1 protein-coding gene is annotated in these 21,259 nt (G+C 47.6%); it reads left to right on the plus strand.

Annotated features, from left to right (window positions below; genetic code table 11):
• The first annotated feature begins 4 nt into the window (after positions 1-4).
• Complete coding sequence (locus tag NSQ57_RS12105; protein ID WP_342426091.1) at positions 5-21,025, plus strand: non-ribosomal peptide synthase/polyketide synthase; 21,021 nt, start codon at positions 5-7, stop codon at positions 21,023-21,025.
• The last annotated feature ends 234 nt before the right edge of the window (positions 21,026-21,259 follow it).

Raw genomic sequence — 21,259 nt, forward strand, 5'->3', positions numbered from 1 at the left:
CAAGTTGAAATTCAAATTCTGCATGGATAAAGGAAAGGTGAATGATTTGGCACAGGTAAATATTAAAGATATCTATCCGCTGTCCCCGATGCAGGAGGGAATGTTGTTTCATTCCATCCTCGATGCAAAATCAGAAGCTTACTTTGAGCAGACCGTTATTACATTTAATGAAGTGCTGGACGTTCATCTGGTTCAGCAAAGCTTGCAGCAGCTCATGAATCGATATGATATATTCCGTACCATTTTTATGTATAAAGAAACTGAACGTCCGCTTCAAATTGTCCTGGAGGAACGTGATGCGTTGCCTGTTCATTTCGAGAATATCAGTGCTTTTCCCGCAGCTGAGAAAAGGGAGCATTTTACGGCCTTTTTAAAGGCAGAGCGCCAAGCTGGTTTCGACTTGGAAAAAGATGTTCCGATTCGGCTTGCCCTGTTTGAATGGGATGATGAGTCTTCCAGACTTGTCTGGAGTGTTCATCACATTATAATGGATGGTTGGTGCATGGGAACGGTAGCCCAGGAATTTTTTACTATGTATACTTCCCTTCGGTCTGGAGTGCCTGCGCAATTGGATACGGTATATCCGTACAGCAGTTTTATTCAGTGGCTGGAGCAACAGGACAAGGAAGAAGCGACAGCCTATTGGCAGGGGTATTTAAATGGGCTGGAAAATGAAACGATTTTACCGGGCTATAACCGTCCATTGAATCCAATCTTCGAGGCAGACCGTTACACATGCAAGCTGGGAAAAGAACTAACTCAAGGAATGGAGAGAATATCTAAACACTACCACACGACAGTCAGCACTGTATTTCAAACGGTATGGGGATTATTGCTTCAAATGTACAACAACAGCCGGGATGTTGTGTTCGGGTCTGTAGTATCCGGCAGACCAGATGAAGTTCCGGGAATTGAAAATATGGTTGGATTGTTCATTAACACAATACCAACACGCATAACCAGTTATGCGGACCAGAGTTTTTCGGATCTGCTTATATCTGTGCAGAACTCCCACATCGAGTCTGCTCAGTACTCTTATTCTTCCCTAGCAGATATTCAGAATCACACGGATTTGAAACAAAATTTAGTCCGTCATATTGTTGTTTTTGAGAACTATCCTTACTCAGAGGAGCTTATTCATGCGGAAAAAGGGCCTGATACACTTCAGGTCACCGACGTGGAGGATATTGTACAGACCAACTATGATTTTAATGTGATTGTCGTTCCTGGATCACAGTATGAAGTTACTTTTAGTTATAATCGGCTGGTTTACGATGAAAATTGGATTAAGCTAATTGCAGCTCATCTTAAACGGGGACTGGAGCAGATTGTTCAACAGCCGGATCTACTGATTTCCGATTTGGAATTTCTGACGACAGAAGAGAAAAGTCAGGTTTTATCCGAATTTAGCGGAGTACAGATCTCGTATCCTTCTAGTGATACCATCCATCTTTGTTTTGAAAAACAAGCAGAAAAGACACCGAAGACAACAGCAGTTGTCTGTGAGAACTCCAGTCTGACTTATGCTGAGCTGAATAAACGTGCTAACCGATTGGCTCGTACCCTGCGTAGTTACGGCACAACAACTGATCGGCTGGTTGGGCTCATGACTGATCGTTCTATAGATATGGTGGTCGGCATCCTCGCTATTCTTAAAGCAGGAGGGGCATATGTACCCATCGATCCGTCATATCCAGAGGAACGTATCCGTTATATATTTGACGATTCCGGTGTAGACCTGCTTTTGACGCAAAGCCATCTTGTGGAAAAGGTCAAAGAGGCCGCCTTTGGAGGAAAAGTCCTAGTATTGGATGAAGATCCAACTGTGTATCACATGGAAGGATCAAATCTGGAGGCCGTATCAGGAGCAAATGATTTAGCCTACGTCATATATACTTCAGGTACGACAGGACAGCCTAAAGGTGTAATGCTGGAGCACCATGGATTGTGTAACCTGAAAACGTATTTTGATGAAACATTGCAGATAAGTCCGTCAGATCATGCCCTACTGTTTGCGAGCTACGCATTCGATGCTGCTTGCTGGGAAATATTTCAGGCGCTATTTTGTGGCGCGACACTTTACGTGCCTACTTCGGAAATCATACTGAACTACAACCAGTTTGAACAGTATATGGCGGATCATAAAATTACGGTGGCGGCATTACCTCCTACCTATGCCGTGTATCTAAATCCAGAACGAATGCCGGATCTGCGTATTCTGTTCACCGCTGGTTCGGCTTCCTCGATGGAGCTCGTAAGCAAATGGAAGGATCAGGTCACCTATTTTAATGGCTATGGACCGACAGAAAACTCGGTAGCAACGTCCATTTGGCCAGTGTCGGAACACCCCGGAGCAATCGATACCGTTTCCATAGGACGTCCCGTGCCCAACCACCGGGTGTACATGATCGATGCTTTTGGTCATCTTTTACCTGCTGGAATAGCAGGAGAGTTATGTGTATCCGGCCCAGGATTGGCTCGCGGTTATCTGCACCGCCCGGATTTAACGGCTGAACAATTTGTGACTAATCCGTTTGCAGGCGGGGAAGCGGGCTATGAACGCATGTATCGGACAGGCGACCTGGCAAGATGGATGCCGGACGGCAACATTGAGTACCTAGGCCGGATCGACCAGCAGGTCAAAATTCGCGGTTACCGGATTGAACTGGGCGAAGTTGAGGCGGCTATGCTGAAGGCAGATCGCATGCAAGAGGTCATCGTACTGGCACATGCAAACCGCCAAAACCAATACGAGCTGGTTGCCTACTACGTGGCGGAACGCGAAGTGACGGGGAGCGAGCTTCGCAAGCAGCTGAGTGAAGAACTCCCGAATTATATGGTTCCCTCTCACTTTGTTCAGATGGAGCAAATGCCGCTCACACCCAACGGCAAAATCGACCGTAAGGCATTGCCTGCACTAGAACAGATTTCCCGTTCCACGCAGGAATATAGGGCTCCGCGGACAGCAGCGGAGCAGGCTCTGGCTAGTGTATGGGAGGCTGTGCTGGGCGGCGGTCCGGTCGGATTGACGGATCAATTTTTTGATCGGGGCGGGGACTCGATCAAGGCGATTCAGGTATCCTCACGCTTGCTGCAGGCAGGATACAAGCTGGATATCAAAGACTTGTTTAAGTACCCTGAGGTTGCTGAGCTAGCTACGCACCTGCGTGTGTCGGATACCCAATTAGCTGATCAGGAAGAGGTTAGCGGAGCTCTGCTGCTGACGCCGATTCAGCAGTGGTTTGTGGAGCAAGGACAGCCTGTGCCGGACCACTTTAATCAGGCGGTTATGCTTCACCGGGAGCAGGGATTCGAGGAAGAGCCGCTACGTCAGGCATTGACGCAGTTGGCGGTGCATCATGATGCGTTGCGGATGGTGTTCCGCAAGGCGGAGCAAGGCTGGGAAGCGTGGAACCGCAGAGCGGAGGAAGGGGCGCTGTATGATCTGGAAGTGGCCGATTTCAAAGACGTGCCGATCGGTCCCGTATTGGGTCAAGTTATAGAAGCCCGGGCCAGTACTATTCAGAGTAGCATCCGACTGGATGAAGGACCTCTGCTGAAAGTGGGCCTGTTCCACTGCGCTGATGGGGACCATCTGCTACTGGCTATTCATCATATGGTGGTAGACGGCGTATCGTGGCGGATACTACTGGAGGATTTGTCGAATGCCTATGAGCAGGCTGTACGTGGAGAAGTCATACAGCTCCCGGCCAAAACAGACTCTTTTCGGGTCTGGTCGGAACGGTTGTCAGCCTATGCCGACAGTCCTGAGATGGAAAGTGAGTACGCATACTGGGAGCAATTGAATGAATTGGAAGTATACGAGTCTTTAAGGCTTACAGAATTGCTGGATTCTAAAAAACCATTGACCATAAATAACACAGCTACTTTGAGCTTGAAATTCACGAAAGAAGAGACTGATCAACTGCTAAAGCAGGCCCATCGCGCGTACAACACAGAAGTGAACGATCTGCTGCTGACGGCACTCGGCATGACGTTAAGCACTTGGACTGGCAGTGAGCAGGTTGCAATTCTTCTGGAAGGCCATGGCCGTGAAGATATCATGAAGGATACGGATATTTCACGAACAGTTGGCTGGTTCACGAGCCAATATCCGGTACTGCTGCGGATTAACGGGAAAGATCATATATCCGGACACATCAAACGGATGAAGGAGATGTTGCGCAGCATTCCACACAAAGGAATTGGGTACGGCATCTGGAGATATCTCAGTCAGAACGTAGTATCTAGAGGGGCATACGCCGAGCCACAGATTAGCTTTAATTATTTGGGCGAATTTGATCAGACGCTGCGGCACAGCGAAACGCGCATGTCACCGTACTCCAGTGGAGCAGATGTTAACGAACAGACGAGAATGCCGTGTTCCCTGGATGTGGGGGGCATTGTAACGGATGAAATGCTTGAGTTGGATATTCGTTATAACACAAAAGTATTACAGGAAGATAATGTAATGAAACTAGCCAGGGGACTCAAGCAGAACGTGCTGGAAGTGATCCGCCACTGTATATCACGGGAGCGTTCTGAATTGACGCCGAGTGATGTGCTGCTTCCGGGTCTAAGCCTGGAAACATTAGACCGGATGGTGGAGCAGATTCAGCCTGACGGAGAGCTTGAGAATATATACCCTATGACGCCGATGCAAAAAGGCATGCTGTTTCACAACATGCTGGATTCCCAGTCGAGCGCCTATGTAGAGCAGTCCACCTTTGAACTGAAGGGAACGCTGGATCTCGCTGCATTCTCTGCCAGTCTGGACTTGCTGGTACAGCGTCATTCAGCACTGCGAACCAACTTCCGGAGCGATTTGCAGGACGAGCCGCTGCAAGTGGTGTACCGGAATAAACGCGGAGAGCTGTACGTAGAGGATATACGTGAGAAGGAGAAGGTGGCGCAGGAGCAATATATCGAGGAATTTGCGCGTCGGGATAAGCAGAAGGGGTTTGATCTGGCAAAGGATACGCTGATGCGGGTATCCATCTTGCGTACATCAGACGATGCATACCATTTTGTATGGAGCTTCCACCACATCATTATGGATGGTTGGTGCTTGTCACTGGTCACCAATGAGGTCTTTGAAGGATATACCGCCCTTACAGAAGGGAAGCCACCGCAATTACCTGTGGTAACACCATATAGCCGATACATCGAATGGCTAGAGGGGCAGAACCGTCAGGAAGCAGCGGAGTATTGGAACGGTTACCTGCAGGGCCATGAGGAGACTACAGTTTTGCCCCAGGCCAAAACAGGGAAAGCGAAGGGATATGAGGCTGAATATCTGGAATTTGATTTAGGTATAGACCTGACGGCGCAACTTCAGCAGCTGGCAAAGCAGGAACAGGTGACGATAAATACGCTGATGCAAACAGCCTGGGGTGTGTTGCTGCAAAAGTATAATCGCACAGAGGATGTTGTTTTCGGTAGTGTGGTATCGGGACGTCCAGCAGACATTGCCGGAGTAGAGCAAATGATCGGACTTTTCATTAATACCATCCCAGTCCGTGTTCAAGGTAAACCAACAACTGCATTTACTGAATTAATGAAGGAAACTCAGCGACAGGCGCTTTCTGCCAATGCCTATGACACGTTCCCGCTGTATGAAATTCAGGCACTGACCGAGCAGAAGCAGGATCTAATCAAGCACATTATGATATTCGAAAATTATCCGGTGGAGCAGCAGGTAGAGCAGCTGGGAAGTGATGGGCAGAATGCATTCACAATTTTAAACGCGGTGGTTACAGAGCAAACCAACTACGATCTGAACGTCGTCGTGATGCCGGGAAAAGGCATAAATATTCGTTTTATGTATAACGCATTGAACTTTGATCAAACCGGCATTGAGCGTCTGCATGGTCATTTTGCTCGTCTGCTGGAGCAAATTTCGTTCAACCCGCATGTTCGCGTTGAAGAACTGGAATTGGTGACAACGGCGGAAAGACAACAGATTACAGGCGAGTTTAACGACACGGCTTCTGTATATCCGCGCAATCAGACGATCCAAAAGCTGTTTGAGGAGCAGGCTGCGCGTACGCCTGATCATATTGCTGTAGCTTTGGGGCATCAATCTCTAACCTATCGGGAACTGAATGAGAAGGCTAACCGAATAGCGCATACACTACAGACTGCTGGAGTGAAGGCCAATGAGCCTGTCGGCATTCTAACGGAGCGTTCGTTGGATATGATTAGCGGAACGTTGGCTATTTTGAAGGCTGGAGGCGCGTATGTGCCGATAGATCCTCAATATCCGGAGGACCGTATCCGCTATATGCTGGAGGACTCGGGAGCCAAACTGCTGCTGACTCAACAAGATTTACTGGAACGTTGCTATTTTGATGGACAGATTGTCAATCTGAATGATGATACGCCCTACAGTCCGGATACTTCCAATTTGGGAATAGATGGATTAGGCGAACATGCTGCTTATGTCATCTATACCTCGGGATCAACAGGCAAGCCTAAGGGCGTCGTTGTTGAGCATCAAAGTGTCGTGCGCTTGGTGCGTAATACGGATTATGTGCCATTCGATGAATCGATCCGAATGTTGCAGACTTGCGCGTTTGTATTTGATGTGTCTACGTTTGAAATTTGGGGGGCGCTACTGAACGGCGGTGAGCTTGTACTCGTGCATAAGGATGATCTTTTGGACGTAGATAAGCTCAAGGAGACCATACGGGACCATCGCATTACTATGATGTGGCTGACTACACCGCTATTTAATCAGCTTTCGCAGCAGGACAGTAAATTGTTCGGAGATGTGAAGTATTTGCTGGTCGGAGGCGATGTGCTGTCTGCACCGCATATCAACCGGGTGCTGCGTGATAATCCGGACATGAATATCATTAACGGCTATGGACCAACGGAAAATACTACTTTTTCGACGACTTATCATATTAAGGAAGAACAGCTTGATTCTGTGCCGATCGGGCGTCCTATCCGCAATTCGACGGCGTATGTGGTCGATTCGGCGTTTAACCTGCAGCCGATTGGAGCATGGGGTGAGCTGGTTGTTGGCGGAGACGGAGTCGCACGCGGTTACCTGAACCGTCCTGATTTGACGGCTGAGAGATTCCTTGCCAATCCGTGGGTGGACGGAGATCGCCTGTACTGCACGGGAGACCTTGTTCGCTGGCGTGAAGACGGTACATTAGAATACGCTGGACGGATGGATCAACAAGTTAAAATTCGCGGCTACCGAATTGAGCTGGGCGAGGTCGAGTCGGCTATGCTGAAGGCAGATCGCATGCAAGAGGTCATCGTACTGGCACATGCAAACAGCCAAAACCAACACGAACTGGTTGCCTATTATGTGGCAGAACGGGAAGTGACGGGGAGTGAGCTTCGCAAGCTGCTGAGTGAAGAACTCCCGAATTATATGGTTCCCTCGTACTTTGTTCAGATGCAGCAAATGCCGCTCACACCCAACGGTAAAATTGACCGTAAGGCATTGCCGGCACCGGAGCAGATTTCCCGCTCCACGCAGGAATATAGGGCTCCGCAGACAGCAGCGGAGCAGGCTCTGGCCAGTGTATGGGAGGCTGTGCTGGGCGGCGGTCCGGTCGGACTGACGGATCAATTTTTTGATCGGGGCGGGGACTCGATCAAGGCGATTCAGGTATCCTCACGCCTACTGCAGGCAGGATACAAGTTGGATATCAAAGACTTGTTTAAGTATCCTGAGGTTGCTGAGCTAGCGACGCATCTGCGTGTGTCGGATAGCCAATTAGCTGATCAGGAAGAGGTCAGCGGAGCCGTGGTGCTGACACCGATTCAGGAGTGGTTTGTGGAGCAAGGGCAGCCTGTGCCGGACCACTTTAATCAGGCAGTTATGCTTCAGCGGGAGCAAGGATTCGAGGAAGAGTCGCTACGCCAGGCATTGACGCAGTTGGTGGTGCACCATGATGCGTTGCGGATGGTGTTCCGCCAGACGGATCAAGGCTGGAAAGCGTGGAACCGCGGAGTGAAGGAAGGGAAGCTGTATGATCTAGAAGTGGTCGAGTTCAAAGACGTGCCAATCGGTCCCACATTGGGTCAAGCTATAGAAGCCAGTGCCAACACTATTCAGAGTAGCATCCGACTGGATGAAGGACCTTTGCTGAAAGTGGGTCTGTTCCACTGCGCTGATGGGGACCATCTGCTACTGGCTATTCATCATATGGTGGTAGATGGCGTATCGTGGCGGGTACTGTTGGAAGATTTGTCGAATGCCTATGAGCAGGCTGTACGTGGAGAAGTCATACAGCTCCCGGCCAAAACAGACTCCTTCCGGGTGTGGTCGGAGCGGTTGTCAGCCTATGCCGACAGCCCTGAGATGGAAAGTGAGCACGCATACTGGAAGCAAGTGAACGAATCGGCGGCATACGATTCGTCCCAACTTCCAGCGTCCCAAGAGCATAGTGGTAGGTCTATGCAGCAAGACATGGGTATCGTAAATGTGAGGCTTACGAAGGAAGAGACTGATCAACTACTGAAGCAAGCCCACCGCGCGTACAACACAGAAGTGAATGATCTGTTGTTGACGGCACTCGGCAAGACGCTAAGCGCTTGGACTGGCAGTGAGCAGGTTGCGATTCTTCTCGAAGGCCATGGCCGGGAAGATATCATGAAGGATACGGATATATCACGAACGGTCGGCTGGTTTACAAGCCAATACCCAGTGCTACTGCGGATTAACCAGGAAGAAGATATCTCCGGGCACATTAAACGGATGAAGGAGATGCTGCGCAACATTCCACATAAAGGAATTGGATACGGCATCTGGAGATATCTCAGCCAGAATGGACCGTCCCGGGCAACATATGCCGAGCCACAGATCAGCTTTAATTATTTAGGCGAATTTGATCAGACATTGCAGCATAGCGGCATGCATTTTTCTCCATATTCCAGCGGAGCTAATACTCATGAACTGACCCAAATGTCCTGTATTATGGACGTGGGAGGACTCGTTACAGATGGCATGCTGGAACTAAGCATTCAATACAACAATAAGGCACTCCAACAAAATACTGCCGAGCAACTAGCAGAGCAATTCAAGCAGAACGTGCTGGAAGTGATTCAGCATTGTGCATCTCGGGAGCACTCCGAATTGACGCCGAGTGATGTGCTGCTTTCGGGCTTAAGCCTTGAAGAACTGAACCGGATGGTGGAGCAGCTTCAGCCTGACGGAGAGCTGGAGAATGTGTACCCCATGACGCCGATGCAAAAAGGCATGCTGTTTCACAACATGCTGGATTCCGGGTCGAGCGCCTATGTGGAGCAGTCCACCTTTAAACTGAAGGGAACGCTGGATCTCGCTGCATTCGCTGCCAGTCTGGACTTGCTGGTACAGCGTCATTCAGCACTGCGGACCAACTTCCGGAGCGATTTGCAGGACCAGCCGCTGCAAGTGGTGTACCGGAATAAACGCGGAGAACTGTACGTAGAGGATATACGTGAGAAGGAGAAGACGGCGCAAGAGCAGTATATTGAGGAGTTCACGCGTCGAGATCAGCAGAGAGGCTTTGATCTGGCAAAGGATGCACTGATGCGTGTATCTATCTTACGTACAACAGACGATTCATACCATTTTGTATGGAGTTTCCACCACATCATAATGGACGGCTGGTGCTTGTCACTGGTCACCAATGAGGTCTTTGGCGGATATGCTGCCCTTACAGAAGGGAAGCCGCCGCAATTGCCAGTGGTAACACCATACAGTCGATACATCGAATGGCTGGAGGGGCAGAACCGTCAGGAAGCAGCGGAGTATTGGAGCGGTTACCTGTGGGGCTACGAGGAAACGGCGGTCTTGCCGCAGGCCAAAATAGGGAAGACCCAGGGATATGAGGCCGAATATCTGGAATTTGATTTAGGTATAGGCCTGACAAGGGCCCTGCTGCAACTAGCAAAGCAAGAACAGGTAACGATAAATACGCTGCTGCAAACGGCCTGGGGTGTTTTATTACAAAAGTATAATCGCACAGAGGATGTTGTTTTCGGGAGCGTGGTTTCTGGACGCCCAGCGGACATTGCCGGAGTAGAGCAGATGATTGGACTATTCATTAACACGGTCCCCGTCCGTATTCAAGGCGGACAAGCAACTGCATTTACAGAGCTGATGAAGCAAACTCAGCGACAGGCGCTTGCTTCAGGAACATACGAAACGTTCCCACTCTATGAGATTCAGGCACAGGCTGAGCAAAAAGTGGAACTGATTAATCATATTATGGTATTTGAGAACTATCCGGTGGATGAACAAATTGAGCAATTAGGTGAAAGGGAGGAAGCTGATTTTAAAATAACCGGAGCAGGAGCGGTTGAACAGACGAATTACGATTTTAACATCGTGGTGTTGCCGGGAGAGACGCTACGAGTTCATTTTGGTTACAATGCCCAAGTATATGACTGTGAAAGAGTAGAACAGATTCAGGGGCATTTACTGCAATTGCTGGAACAAATCAAGATAAATCCCGCTAGCCGAATTTGTGAACTGGATATATTAACCGCGCAGGAACGCGAGCAAATGCTGGGTGCTTGGTGTGACACGACAGTAGCATATCCACGTGAGCAGACGATTCACGGGTTATTTGAGGAGCAGGTCTTGCAGACACCGGAGCAGGTAGCGGTATATTTTGAAGGAACGCAAGTGACCTACCGTGAATTAAATGAGCGAGCGAACCGTCTGGCGCGTACTTTGCGCAGTAACGGTGTCCTGGCAGACGGCCTGGTCGGCCTGATGACAGAGCGATCGATTGACATAATTGTCGGCATCTTAGGTATTTTGAAGGCAGGGGGCGCCTACATTCCGATCGATCCGACTTATCCAGAGAACCGCATCCGTTATATGCTGGACGATTCAGGTACGGAACTGCTGTTAACGCAGCAGCATTTGGTTGAAAAAGTGGAATTTAGGGGCAAGGTGCTGCTGTTGGATGCAGAAATGGACAAAGGCAGTGCGGATGCAAGTATGGCTAAGGCAAGAGGAAAAGCTATATCCGCATATCACAGGGATGGTTCAAATTTGGAAGTTACATCCGGTCCTCATAACCTAGCATATGTAATCTATACGTCTGGAACGACAGGCCAGCCTAAGGGAGTAATGCTTGAACATCGTGGACTCTGCAATCTGCATCCGTATTTCAAGAAGACATTGCGGATCAGCAGTTCCGACCGTGTTGTATCGTTCGCCAGCTTTTCCTTTGATGCGGCATGCTGGGAAATGCTTCAGGCACTCTTCAACGGGGCCACTTTATGTATTCCGACATCAGAAACCATTCTCAGCTATGACAAGTTTGAGCAGTATATGGTGGATCATCACATTACAATTGCAACGCTGCCCCCAACTTATGCTATATACTTGAGCCCAGAGCGAATGCCGAAATTACGCATCCTGTTCACGGCCGGATCGGCGACTAGCACTGAACTGGTCAGCAAATGGAGAGACGGTGTGACCTATATTAACGCCTATGGTCCAACGGAAAATTCCATAGCAACGTCTGTCTGGCCTGTACCTGGAGGTCCCGAAGCAGGGGTGTCCATCTCAATCGGACGTCCTGTACCGAATCACCGCGTGTACATGGTCGATGCACATGGACAGCTTTCACCGTCTGGGGTCCCCGGTGAACTGTGCGTATCTGGCCCAGGACTGGCACGCGGTTACTTGAACCGTCCGGAATTAACGACAGACCATTTTGTGACCAATCCGTTTGCAGATGGGGAAGCGGGCTATGAACGCATGTATCGGACAGGCGACCTGGCGAGATGGATGCCGGACGGCAACATTGAGTACCTGGGACGGATCGACCAGCAGGTCAAAATTCGTGGTTACCGGATTGAGCTGGGCGAAGTTGAGGCGGCTATGCTGAAGGCAGATCGCATGCAAGAGGTCATCGTACTGGCACATGCAAATAGCCAAAACCAACACGAACTCGTTGCTTATTATGTAGCGGAACGGGAAGTGACGGGGAGCGAGCTTCGCAAGATGTTAAATGAAGAACTCCCGAATTATATGGTCCCTTCACATTTCATTCAATTGCAGAACGTACCTCTTACACCAAACGGTAAAATTGATCGTAAGGCGCTGCCGATGCCAGAAGGTCGTTTGACTGACCATGTTGCACCGCGAACATGGATGGAAATAAAATTGGCAGACATCTGGCAGGATGTACTGGGACTACCACAAGTAGGCATCGACGAAAATTTCTTTGAAATTGGCGGTCATTCGCTGCGGGCAACGACACTGACTTCTAGAGTTCGCAAAGATTTAAACAAACCGATGGATCTGCAAAACATATTTGAGGCACCGACGATCGAGCAATTGGCGGCCTTGCTTGAAGAACAGGTTCAAATCACATATGCATCCATACCGGTGGCGGAAGAACGTGACACTTACCCGCTTTCTTTCGCACAGACACGGATGTATGTGCTTCACCAGCTGGATCCGGATGGAATAAGCTATAACACCACATCAGCACTGAGAATAATCGGTCCGATAGATATGAAGCAGGTGGAAGAGGCATTCCATCAATTAATTTCACGTCACGTGGCCCTCCGGACAAGCTTTGAACTGGTAAATGGTGTGCCGATGCAGCGGGTTCACGAAACGATTCACTTTGAGTTGGAATATGCCACAATATCAGAACTGCGGACAGAATCCAATGAACTTATGCTTGAGAATTTAGCAGAAGAACATGCCCGTTCCTTTGTTCGTCCATTTGACTTGAAGATCGCTCCGTTACTACGTGTAAAGCTGGTCAAATTGGGATTGGACGAAGAAGGACAGGAGCCGCAGCACTTATTGATGCTTGATATGCACCATATCGTTTCAGACGGGGTATCCATTGAAATATTGGCTGGTGATTTTGCCCGCTTATATAGCGGTGAAGTATTATCTCCGCTGCGTATTCAATATACAGACTATGCTGTGTGGCAGCATAGCAAAACTCAGCAGGAGCGAATAAAGAGTCAGGGAGAGTACTGGCTGAATAGATTTAGTGGCGATTTGCCTCAACTGGATTTGCCAACTGATTTTGAGCGTCCGGCAATACGATGTACGGAAGGTGACGCTGTTGAATTTGAAATGGGACAGGAATTGACTCAGTGTTTAAAAGAACTGGCGGTGCATACGGATTCTACGCTGTACATGGTACTTATGGCTGCATACACAGCATTGCTGCATTATTACACAGGGCAGGAAGACATCATTGTGGGTACTCCGATTGCAGGTAGACCACATGCTGACCTGGAGCCTATACTCGGTATGTTTGTCGGCACGCTCGCATTACGTAATCATCCTCACGCTGAACAAACGTTTTATAACTGTATTGAGGACGCCAAGACGTGTGCACTGCAAGCATATGCGCATCAGGATTATCCGTTTGAGGAGCTGGTGGAAAAGCTCGACCTGAAACGAGATATGAGCCGTAATCCGTTGTTCGACACGATGTTTGTATTGCAGAATGTGGAGAAAAAGGAAGTGAAGTTGGACAAGTTGTTCTTCCGCTCTTTTGGGATAGAGCAGGTTTCTGCGAAATTCGACCTGACGCTTGAAGTCAGTGAGGAGGAAGCATCTATCCAGCTCCAATTTCTGTATGCTACATCTTTGTTTAAACGGGAAACGGTAGAAAGCATGGCAAGGCATTTTGTACAGTTGGTCAAAACCGTTGTAGCCGATCCGAATACAAAACTGGGCGAAATGACGCTGATTTCGGAAGAAGACAAAGGGATTCTAAAAAAACATAGGGACACCCTAAAGACTTCTCGCTACTGGAGTACTCTGCTCGAAGGTTATGAAGAAGCACCTCAATTGCCATATGCCAATCTGATGGGGCGCAGTCCATATCAGACAGAGCATCTGGAGATTAATTTGGATGTTGAACGAACGGTGGCACTGCAGCGAATTGCACTGAATGAGCAGGTGACGACAAATACGCTGCTGCAGACAGCCTGGGGAATTTTATTACAAAAGTATAACGGTACAGATGATGTGGCGTTCGCTTGCTCCATATCAAGTCCTTTGACAGATATGTTGGAACCGAGGCATTCAATTGGACTGGGTAACCACACCTTGCCCGTTCGCATTCGAACTGAAGCAGGGGCGAACTTTAGCGGGTTGATGAGAAAAGTGCAGCAACAAACCGATGAATCTGCGGTATATGGACATTTGCCAATGTCCGAAATAGTTACAACGAAAGTGAAACAGCTGGCACTTTTTAGTCACAGAATGGTTTTTGAAACTACTTTGGAAGAGGCCAATACTGAGCAAGAAAGCTACGATTTAAGCATCATAGTACTTCAGGGAGATACGCTACGAATTGATTTTTCCTACAATGCCCAGGTATTTGATCATCAGAGTGTGTCGCAGATTCAAGGGCATTTACTGCAGGTGCTGGATCAAATTATAGCGAATCCGGATAGTTTAATTGAGACAATGGATCTGTTGACTAAGCAGGAGCGGGAGCACATCATCCAGGTGTGGGGAAATACCACGGCAGAGTACCAGCGTGAACAAACAATTCACGGACTGTTCGAGGAACAGGTTTTGCAGACTTCGGATCAGACAGCGGTATATTTTGAAGGTCAACAATTGACCTACCATGAATTGAACGAGCGCGCAAACCGTCTGGCCCGTACTTTACGCAGCTATGGTGTGAAAGCCGATAGTCTGGTTAGTCTGATGACAGAGCGTTCCGTAGATATGATTGTGGGCATATTGGGAATTTTGAAGGCGGGGGGAGCATATATCCCGATAGATCCAACCTATCCCGAGGAACGCATCCGCTACATGCTGGACGACTCAGGTACGGAACTGTTGTTAACGCAACAGCACCTGACGGAAAAGGCACAGTTTGGAGGCAAGGTGTTGGTGCTTGACGCTGAACAGGACGGAGTTGCTTCCGATAAAAGAAAAGCGGATATACGCGGGGAAATGCTGTCCGTATATCATCAGAACGGTTCGAATCTGGAGGCTGTATCGGGTCCAAACGATCTAGCATATGTCATCTATACGTCCGGGACGACGGGTCAGCCTAAGGGAGTAATGCTTGAGCATCATGGTCTTAGCAATCTTAAAACCTACTTCGAGCAAAAGTTGAGTATTGGCTTGTCCGATCGGGTGGTCATGTTTGCCAGTTATTCGTTTGATACATCATGCTCGGAAATAATCCAGTCCTTACTATGTGGAGCGACATTGTATATACCTTCCTCCGAGACTATTTTGAATTATGAACGTTTCGAGCAGTACATGGCCGCCTGCAGAATTACAATTGCAACGCTGCCGCCAAACTACGCTGTATACCTGAACCCGGATTGCATGCCTGATTTGCGTGTTCTGCTTACAGCAGGATCAGCCTCTACCGCAGAACTGGTGTCCAAATGGAAGGATCGGGTGGATTATTACAATGCGTATGGTCCTACCGAGAATTCCGTCGCAACGTCTCTTTGGCCAGTATCGGAAGAAAATTCCCAGTTAGGTGGAATCATATCCATCGGTCGGCCAGTATCTAATCACCGCGTGTATATGGTAGACACACACGGAAATCTTTCACCTGCAGGAGTCCCTGGTGAGCTGTGTGTATCCGGCCCGGGGCTGGCACGCGGCTATCTGCACCGTCCAGAGCTGACAAAAGAAAAATTCGTAGCCAATCTGTTTGCAGCAGAGGAAGTTGGCTATGAGCGAATGTACCGTACAGGTGACTTGGCACGATGGTTGCCAGATGGGAACATTGAATATTTGGGTAGGATTGACCATCAGGTCAAAATCCGCGGGTATCGGATTGAACTCGGTGAGATTGAAGCGCAAATTATCAAGGTGGACGGTGTTAAAGAATCTATTGTCATGGCTCGTGCAGATCAGCAGGGAGACTATCATTTGGCCGCTTACTACGTAGCTGAAAAAGAAATCAGCGGCAGTATGATGTTGAATTTGCTGAATGAGAAATTGCCGAACTATATGGTACCGTCGTATTTTATACAACTGCAGAACATGCCGCTGACACCGAACGGAAAAATTGATCGCAAGGCACTATCGGCATTCGAGGAACACGCTGATTTGACTGCAGAATATGCAGCGCCGCGCACAGCCATGGAGGTGAAGTTAGCACAAATCTGGAGAGAGATACTCGACATTCCGTCCGTTGGAATTCATCATAATTTCTTTGCCATTGGCGGACATTCACTTCGTGCGACTGCATTGGCCGCAAAAATTCACAAAGAACTGAATATTGAGTTACCATTGCGTTATGTATTTGACTTTCCAACAATTGAGCAAATGGCGCAGGCTGTTCATGAATTGTCTCCAAATCCATTCGCAGCGATTCCAGTTGCCGAATTGAGAGACAGTTATCCGGCATCTATAACTCAAAATAGACTATACGTTTTGAGCAGCATGAATAACTACAATATGTCTGCCATGCTTTTGATGGAAGGAGAACTGAATTTTTTAAGATTAGAAAGAGCGCTTAAGCAATTAATTCAGCGTCATGATACATTGCGAACCTCTTTTGAATTCGTAGATGATAAATTGGTACAACGGATTCACGACCATGTCGATTTCAATTTGGAGGTTATGCAGGGACATGGTGAGAACGAAGCAAGAGCAATGATGAGACAATTTATCAGACCTTTTGATCTTGGGAAGGCACCGTTACTTCGAGCTGCTCTGTTGCAAGAATCTCCACAGCGCCATTGGTTTATGTTTGACATGCATCATGTGATTTCAGATGGTGTATCCATGAGTTTATTGCTGAACGAGCTGCCCGCACTGTATGAAGAAAAAACGTTGCCGGCCTTGCGAATTCAATACAAGGATTATGCGGTATGGCAGCAAGGAGACATTGGTAGCTCATGGATGGAAAAACAAGAAGAATACTGGCTCAAGCAAATGAGCGGCGACATTCCAATTTTGGGTATCCCAGTCGACTTTGAAAGACCTGCAACACGTAGCACTTCGGGCAGCACCGTTTCCTTTGCAATTTCACCTCAGAACGTGGACAGTTTGAAACAAATCAGTTTGCAGGCGGGAGCTACCTTATTTATGGTATTACTTGCGGCCTACAAGACCCTATTGTTCAAGTACAGCGGTCAGGAGGATATCGTTGTTGGAACACCTATTGCAGGTAGACAGCATCACGATTTGCAGCCTGTCGTCGGCATGTTTGTCAACACGCTTGCATTGCGGAGCTTTCCTGAAGGGGACAAGTCATTTTACGAATATGTTCAGGAAGTAAAGGACCAGGTGCTTGATGCCTTTGAGCATCAGGATTATCCGTTTGAATTGCTGGTGGAGAAGCTAAATGTACAAAGGGACCTGAGCCGAAATCCGTTATTCGACACTCTTTTTGAGCTAGATAACATGGACTCTGGTACGACGGAATTCCAAGACTTGCAGGTTACTCTGTGCCCAGGCGAACAGAATATGGCAAAATTCGATTTGACACTTACGGCCATGGAAAGCTCTGAAGGTTTGGTTTTCAGCTTCACATATGCCGACAGCCTGTACAAGAGAAGCACGATTAAACGAATGGCCGATCACTTCATCCAGTTGATTAAAGCTGTTGTAGATGAACCACAGACAAAGCTATCTGAAATTGAGATCATTACGCCACAGGAAATCGAAATGATATTGGATGTTTGGGGAAATACCGCGGTGAATTACCCATGTGAAAAAACCATTCATCAATTATTCGAAGAACAGGTAGAGAAGACTCCAGATCAAGTAGCTGTAGTTTTTGGTGGTAGCCAGATCACATATAACGAATTAAATGTGCGTGCAAACCAGTTGGCTCGCGTGCTAAGAGCAGAAGGAGTTCAGGCGGATCAATTGGTCGGAATGATTATGGAGCGCTCTATCGAAATGATTGTAGGGATTTTTGGTATTTTAAAAGCTGGTGGGGGATATGTACCTATCGACCCTGAGTTTCCGCAGGAACGTATGCTCTATATGTTACAAGACAGCCATATTAAGCTTATGGTTGCCATGCCAGAAATGGCCGCGAAGGTACCGTCGGATGTGCTGGTCATTTCACCTGATAGTCACAGGCTATCCGCAGAAGACTGTTCCAACTTGGCTGAAGTTTGTGACCCTGGCCATTTGGCTTATGTGATGTATACCTCAGGTACGACGGGCAAACCCAAAGGAGTGATGATTCAACACTCTAATGTCGTTAATATGACAACCGCATTTAGAGAACAAGTATATAAGAAATACAAATCGCCAATGCGGATGGCATGGCTATCGCCGTATGTATTTGATGCATCAGTGAAACAAATTTTCCCATGCCTGCTTCTCGGGCATGCGCTTCACGTGGTGCCGAGAGAGATTAGCACCAATGGTCATCGTTTGGCTGACTATTTCAGATCCCAACGGATTGATTTTACTGATGGTACACCGGCACACATGCATATGTTGACGGAAATGCAAGACTCCGTTGCAGACCTGAATGTACAGCATTTTATTTTTGGAGCAGAGGCGCTGCCCGGTCATCTCGTTAAAACATTTTTGAGCACCCGACCCGGATATCGTCCGCAAATAACTAATGTTTATGGTCCTACCGAATGCTGTGTAGACACAACTGCATACGACATTAACGGGGAAACGATGACAGCTTGGACACATACGGTGCCGATTGGCAAGCCAATGGCTAACCAGCACGTATATATTATGGATATGAATCGAAAGTTGGTTCCGATAGGAATTGCAGGCGAGATCTACATCGGTGGTGATGGAGTAGGGCGAGGTTATATGGGAAATCGTGAGCTGACTGATGAGAAATTTATAGCAGACCCCTTCAAACCAGGAAAACGTATGTACCGCACAGGAGATTTGGCGCGATGGATGGCAGACGGAAATATTGAATATTTAGGCAGGACGGATCATCAGGTAAAAATTCGGGGTTACCGAATTGAACTTGGAGAAGTGGAAGCGCAAATAATGAACCTGCCTGCGATCCGTAAAGCGGTGGTTATTGCTCGTGAGAATGAATCAGGACAAAAAGATTTATGTGCTTATTTTGTGGCTGATAGCGATCTGACCATTCAGGAACTTAAAACAGCGTTGGTTCCAAATCTTCCGATGTACATGCTGCCAAGCTATTTTGTTCAATTGGAGAAGATGCCGTTGACGACTAACGGAAAAATTGATCGTAAATCGCTTCCTGCGCCGGACGGAGACATTCAAACAGGTGTTGAATATGCAGCCCCGCGAAACGGCATGGAACAGCATATGGTAGATATTTGGAAGCGAAATCTGGGTGTCAGTATTGTTGGCATTGATGATAACTATTTTGATTTAGGCGGACACTCCCTGAAAGCCATTCAATTGGTTTCACAGGCTCAGGCTGTTGGCATTGAAATAGGGATTAATCAGGTGTTTCAATATCAGACTATTCGCCAAATATCAGAGTATTTGCGAGCAGACACTTCGATGTCGGGTATGTTAACACGTGATATTGCCGAGGCAATCGACATCATCGAAGAGGCTTATGACGTACATGCTCATTTCCAATCAACAGCTGTTGAAGGGCGAGATCAATTAACTTTGCACATAGATCCTTTCGATTCTATACAAGCAGAGGCCCTGAAGAAAGTCATTTTGGCACGCCTTCATCCTAACCTTCATCCACATCATTTGCTTCCTTTTGAAGCAGCTGCTCAAGTACCTGACTGTGAAAAGCTATACACAGATACGATGGTAGACGATGAAGCTGTGAAGCGGCATGCTGAGGAGTGGCTGGAACATCTGCTGCGGATGAATGACCAATGGAACAGCACGATGCTGGCAGGAGAGCCTTTACAACGCTATGCGCTTGCTCCCGCTCAGCATTATCATTTGGAGCATCCGCAATCCTCAGGAGGTGTCATTCCTTTTGATAGTTACCTGCTGGATGTAGAACGGTTATCTGCAATCATGCAACGCCTGATAGAGCGGCATGAACTCTTTAGAAGTGTGTTGGTCCAAACGGATGTCGGATGGGAATGGGAAATGTTGTCCATGAAGGAGCGCATGGACATTCCAATGATAGATTTATCGAACTACGGTGCAGAGATGCAAAATCGTATACTCTCACATATACTGCCTGCATTCTTTATGAACCCTTATGAAACAACCGGAAACTTGTTATATCGTATTGCGCTTGTTCGCCTCAATTTACGGGATCATTTGCTGTTGCTCCCTTGCTCACATCTCATCTATGATGGCATGAGCGGTGAGGTCGTTAAGAGTGAGTTGTACCGTGCATATGATGACATGAGCAATGTAAAAGGGCAACTAGCAGGAAGCTACCGTGATTATGTGAGTCAGGTTCGCAAAGGACCTCAGGGCATGGGCGATCAAGAGATTGTCGACAAATTTCGCTTGTCCGCATTTGCTGCTGCTTCGGATGCTGTAGTTCTCGCAATTGATGAGCGCAACCATACAACGGGTACAGATGTGACAGTAGAACTTGCAAATTGGAATGACTCCAACGCGGTCGGACACATGTGGGACTTGGCTATATGCCTGGCTAACCGCTTTTTCCGCAGATATTTGCAAGTGGACGAGATGCCTATTCTTCTCACTAATTATGGCCGGGCATACGAGGACAAGCAGTATTTTGATATTATAGGTGAATTTATAGACCAAATCCCTGTACTGCTTACAGATGCGGATGAACATGGGCATGAGATCAGAAATAGTATGCAGTTGGCCGTATCGCATAATTTGAATTTTCTAAATCTCATATACAATGATGAAATGGCATCGTTGTATCCGCAGTCTAACCAGTATCTGAAGCATAGCCTGAATAAGCTACCTATTGTGTTCAATTACCTTGGAGAAGCGTCGGATAAATATCAGCTGTTTAAAAATATCGAGCCAGAAGAGAGGGACATCTATCGGGATTCAATCATTTTCTTTACTGTTCAGCATGTGGAGAACGTATTGCAAATCTCGTTAGAACTTCCTTTTGAAGAAAATCCAGAAACCGTTAAAGCGATGCTGGAAACAGAGCTAGCGAACTTACTAGTAACAGACAGAGATGGGATAATGTCCACCTAATCTTCACATTACATTAATAACAGGCTCCGAGTTCAAAATAGGGAAACTGCCCCAAAGCTTTCAAATGGCTTTGGGGTAATCTGAACAAAACACAAAAGTCGCAAGTCTCCATTAACCTCGGAGATTTACGGCTTTTGTGTTTTGTATGTAGCGAAGTTTTATGTAGCAATGTCGCTGAATTAAAACTTGTTGTAGTAGATCTTTACGCCAGATAAATGACATTTGGTTCATGAT

The organism is Paenibacillus sp. FSL L8-0502 (genome assembly GCF_038593055.1).
Classification (GTDB): Bacteria; Bacillota; Bacilli; order Paenibacillales; family Paenibacillaceae; genus Paenibacillus; species Paenibacillus polymyxa_D.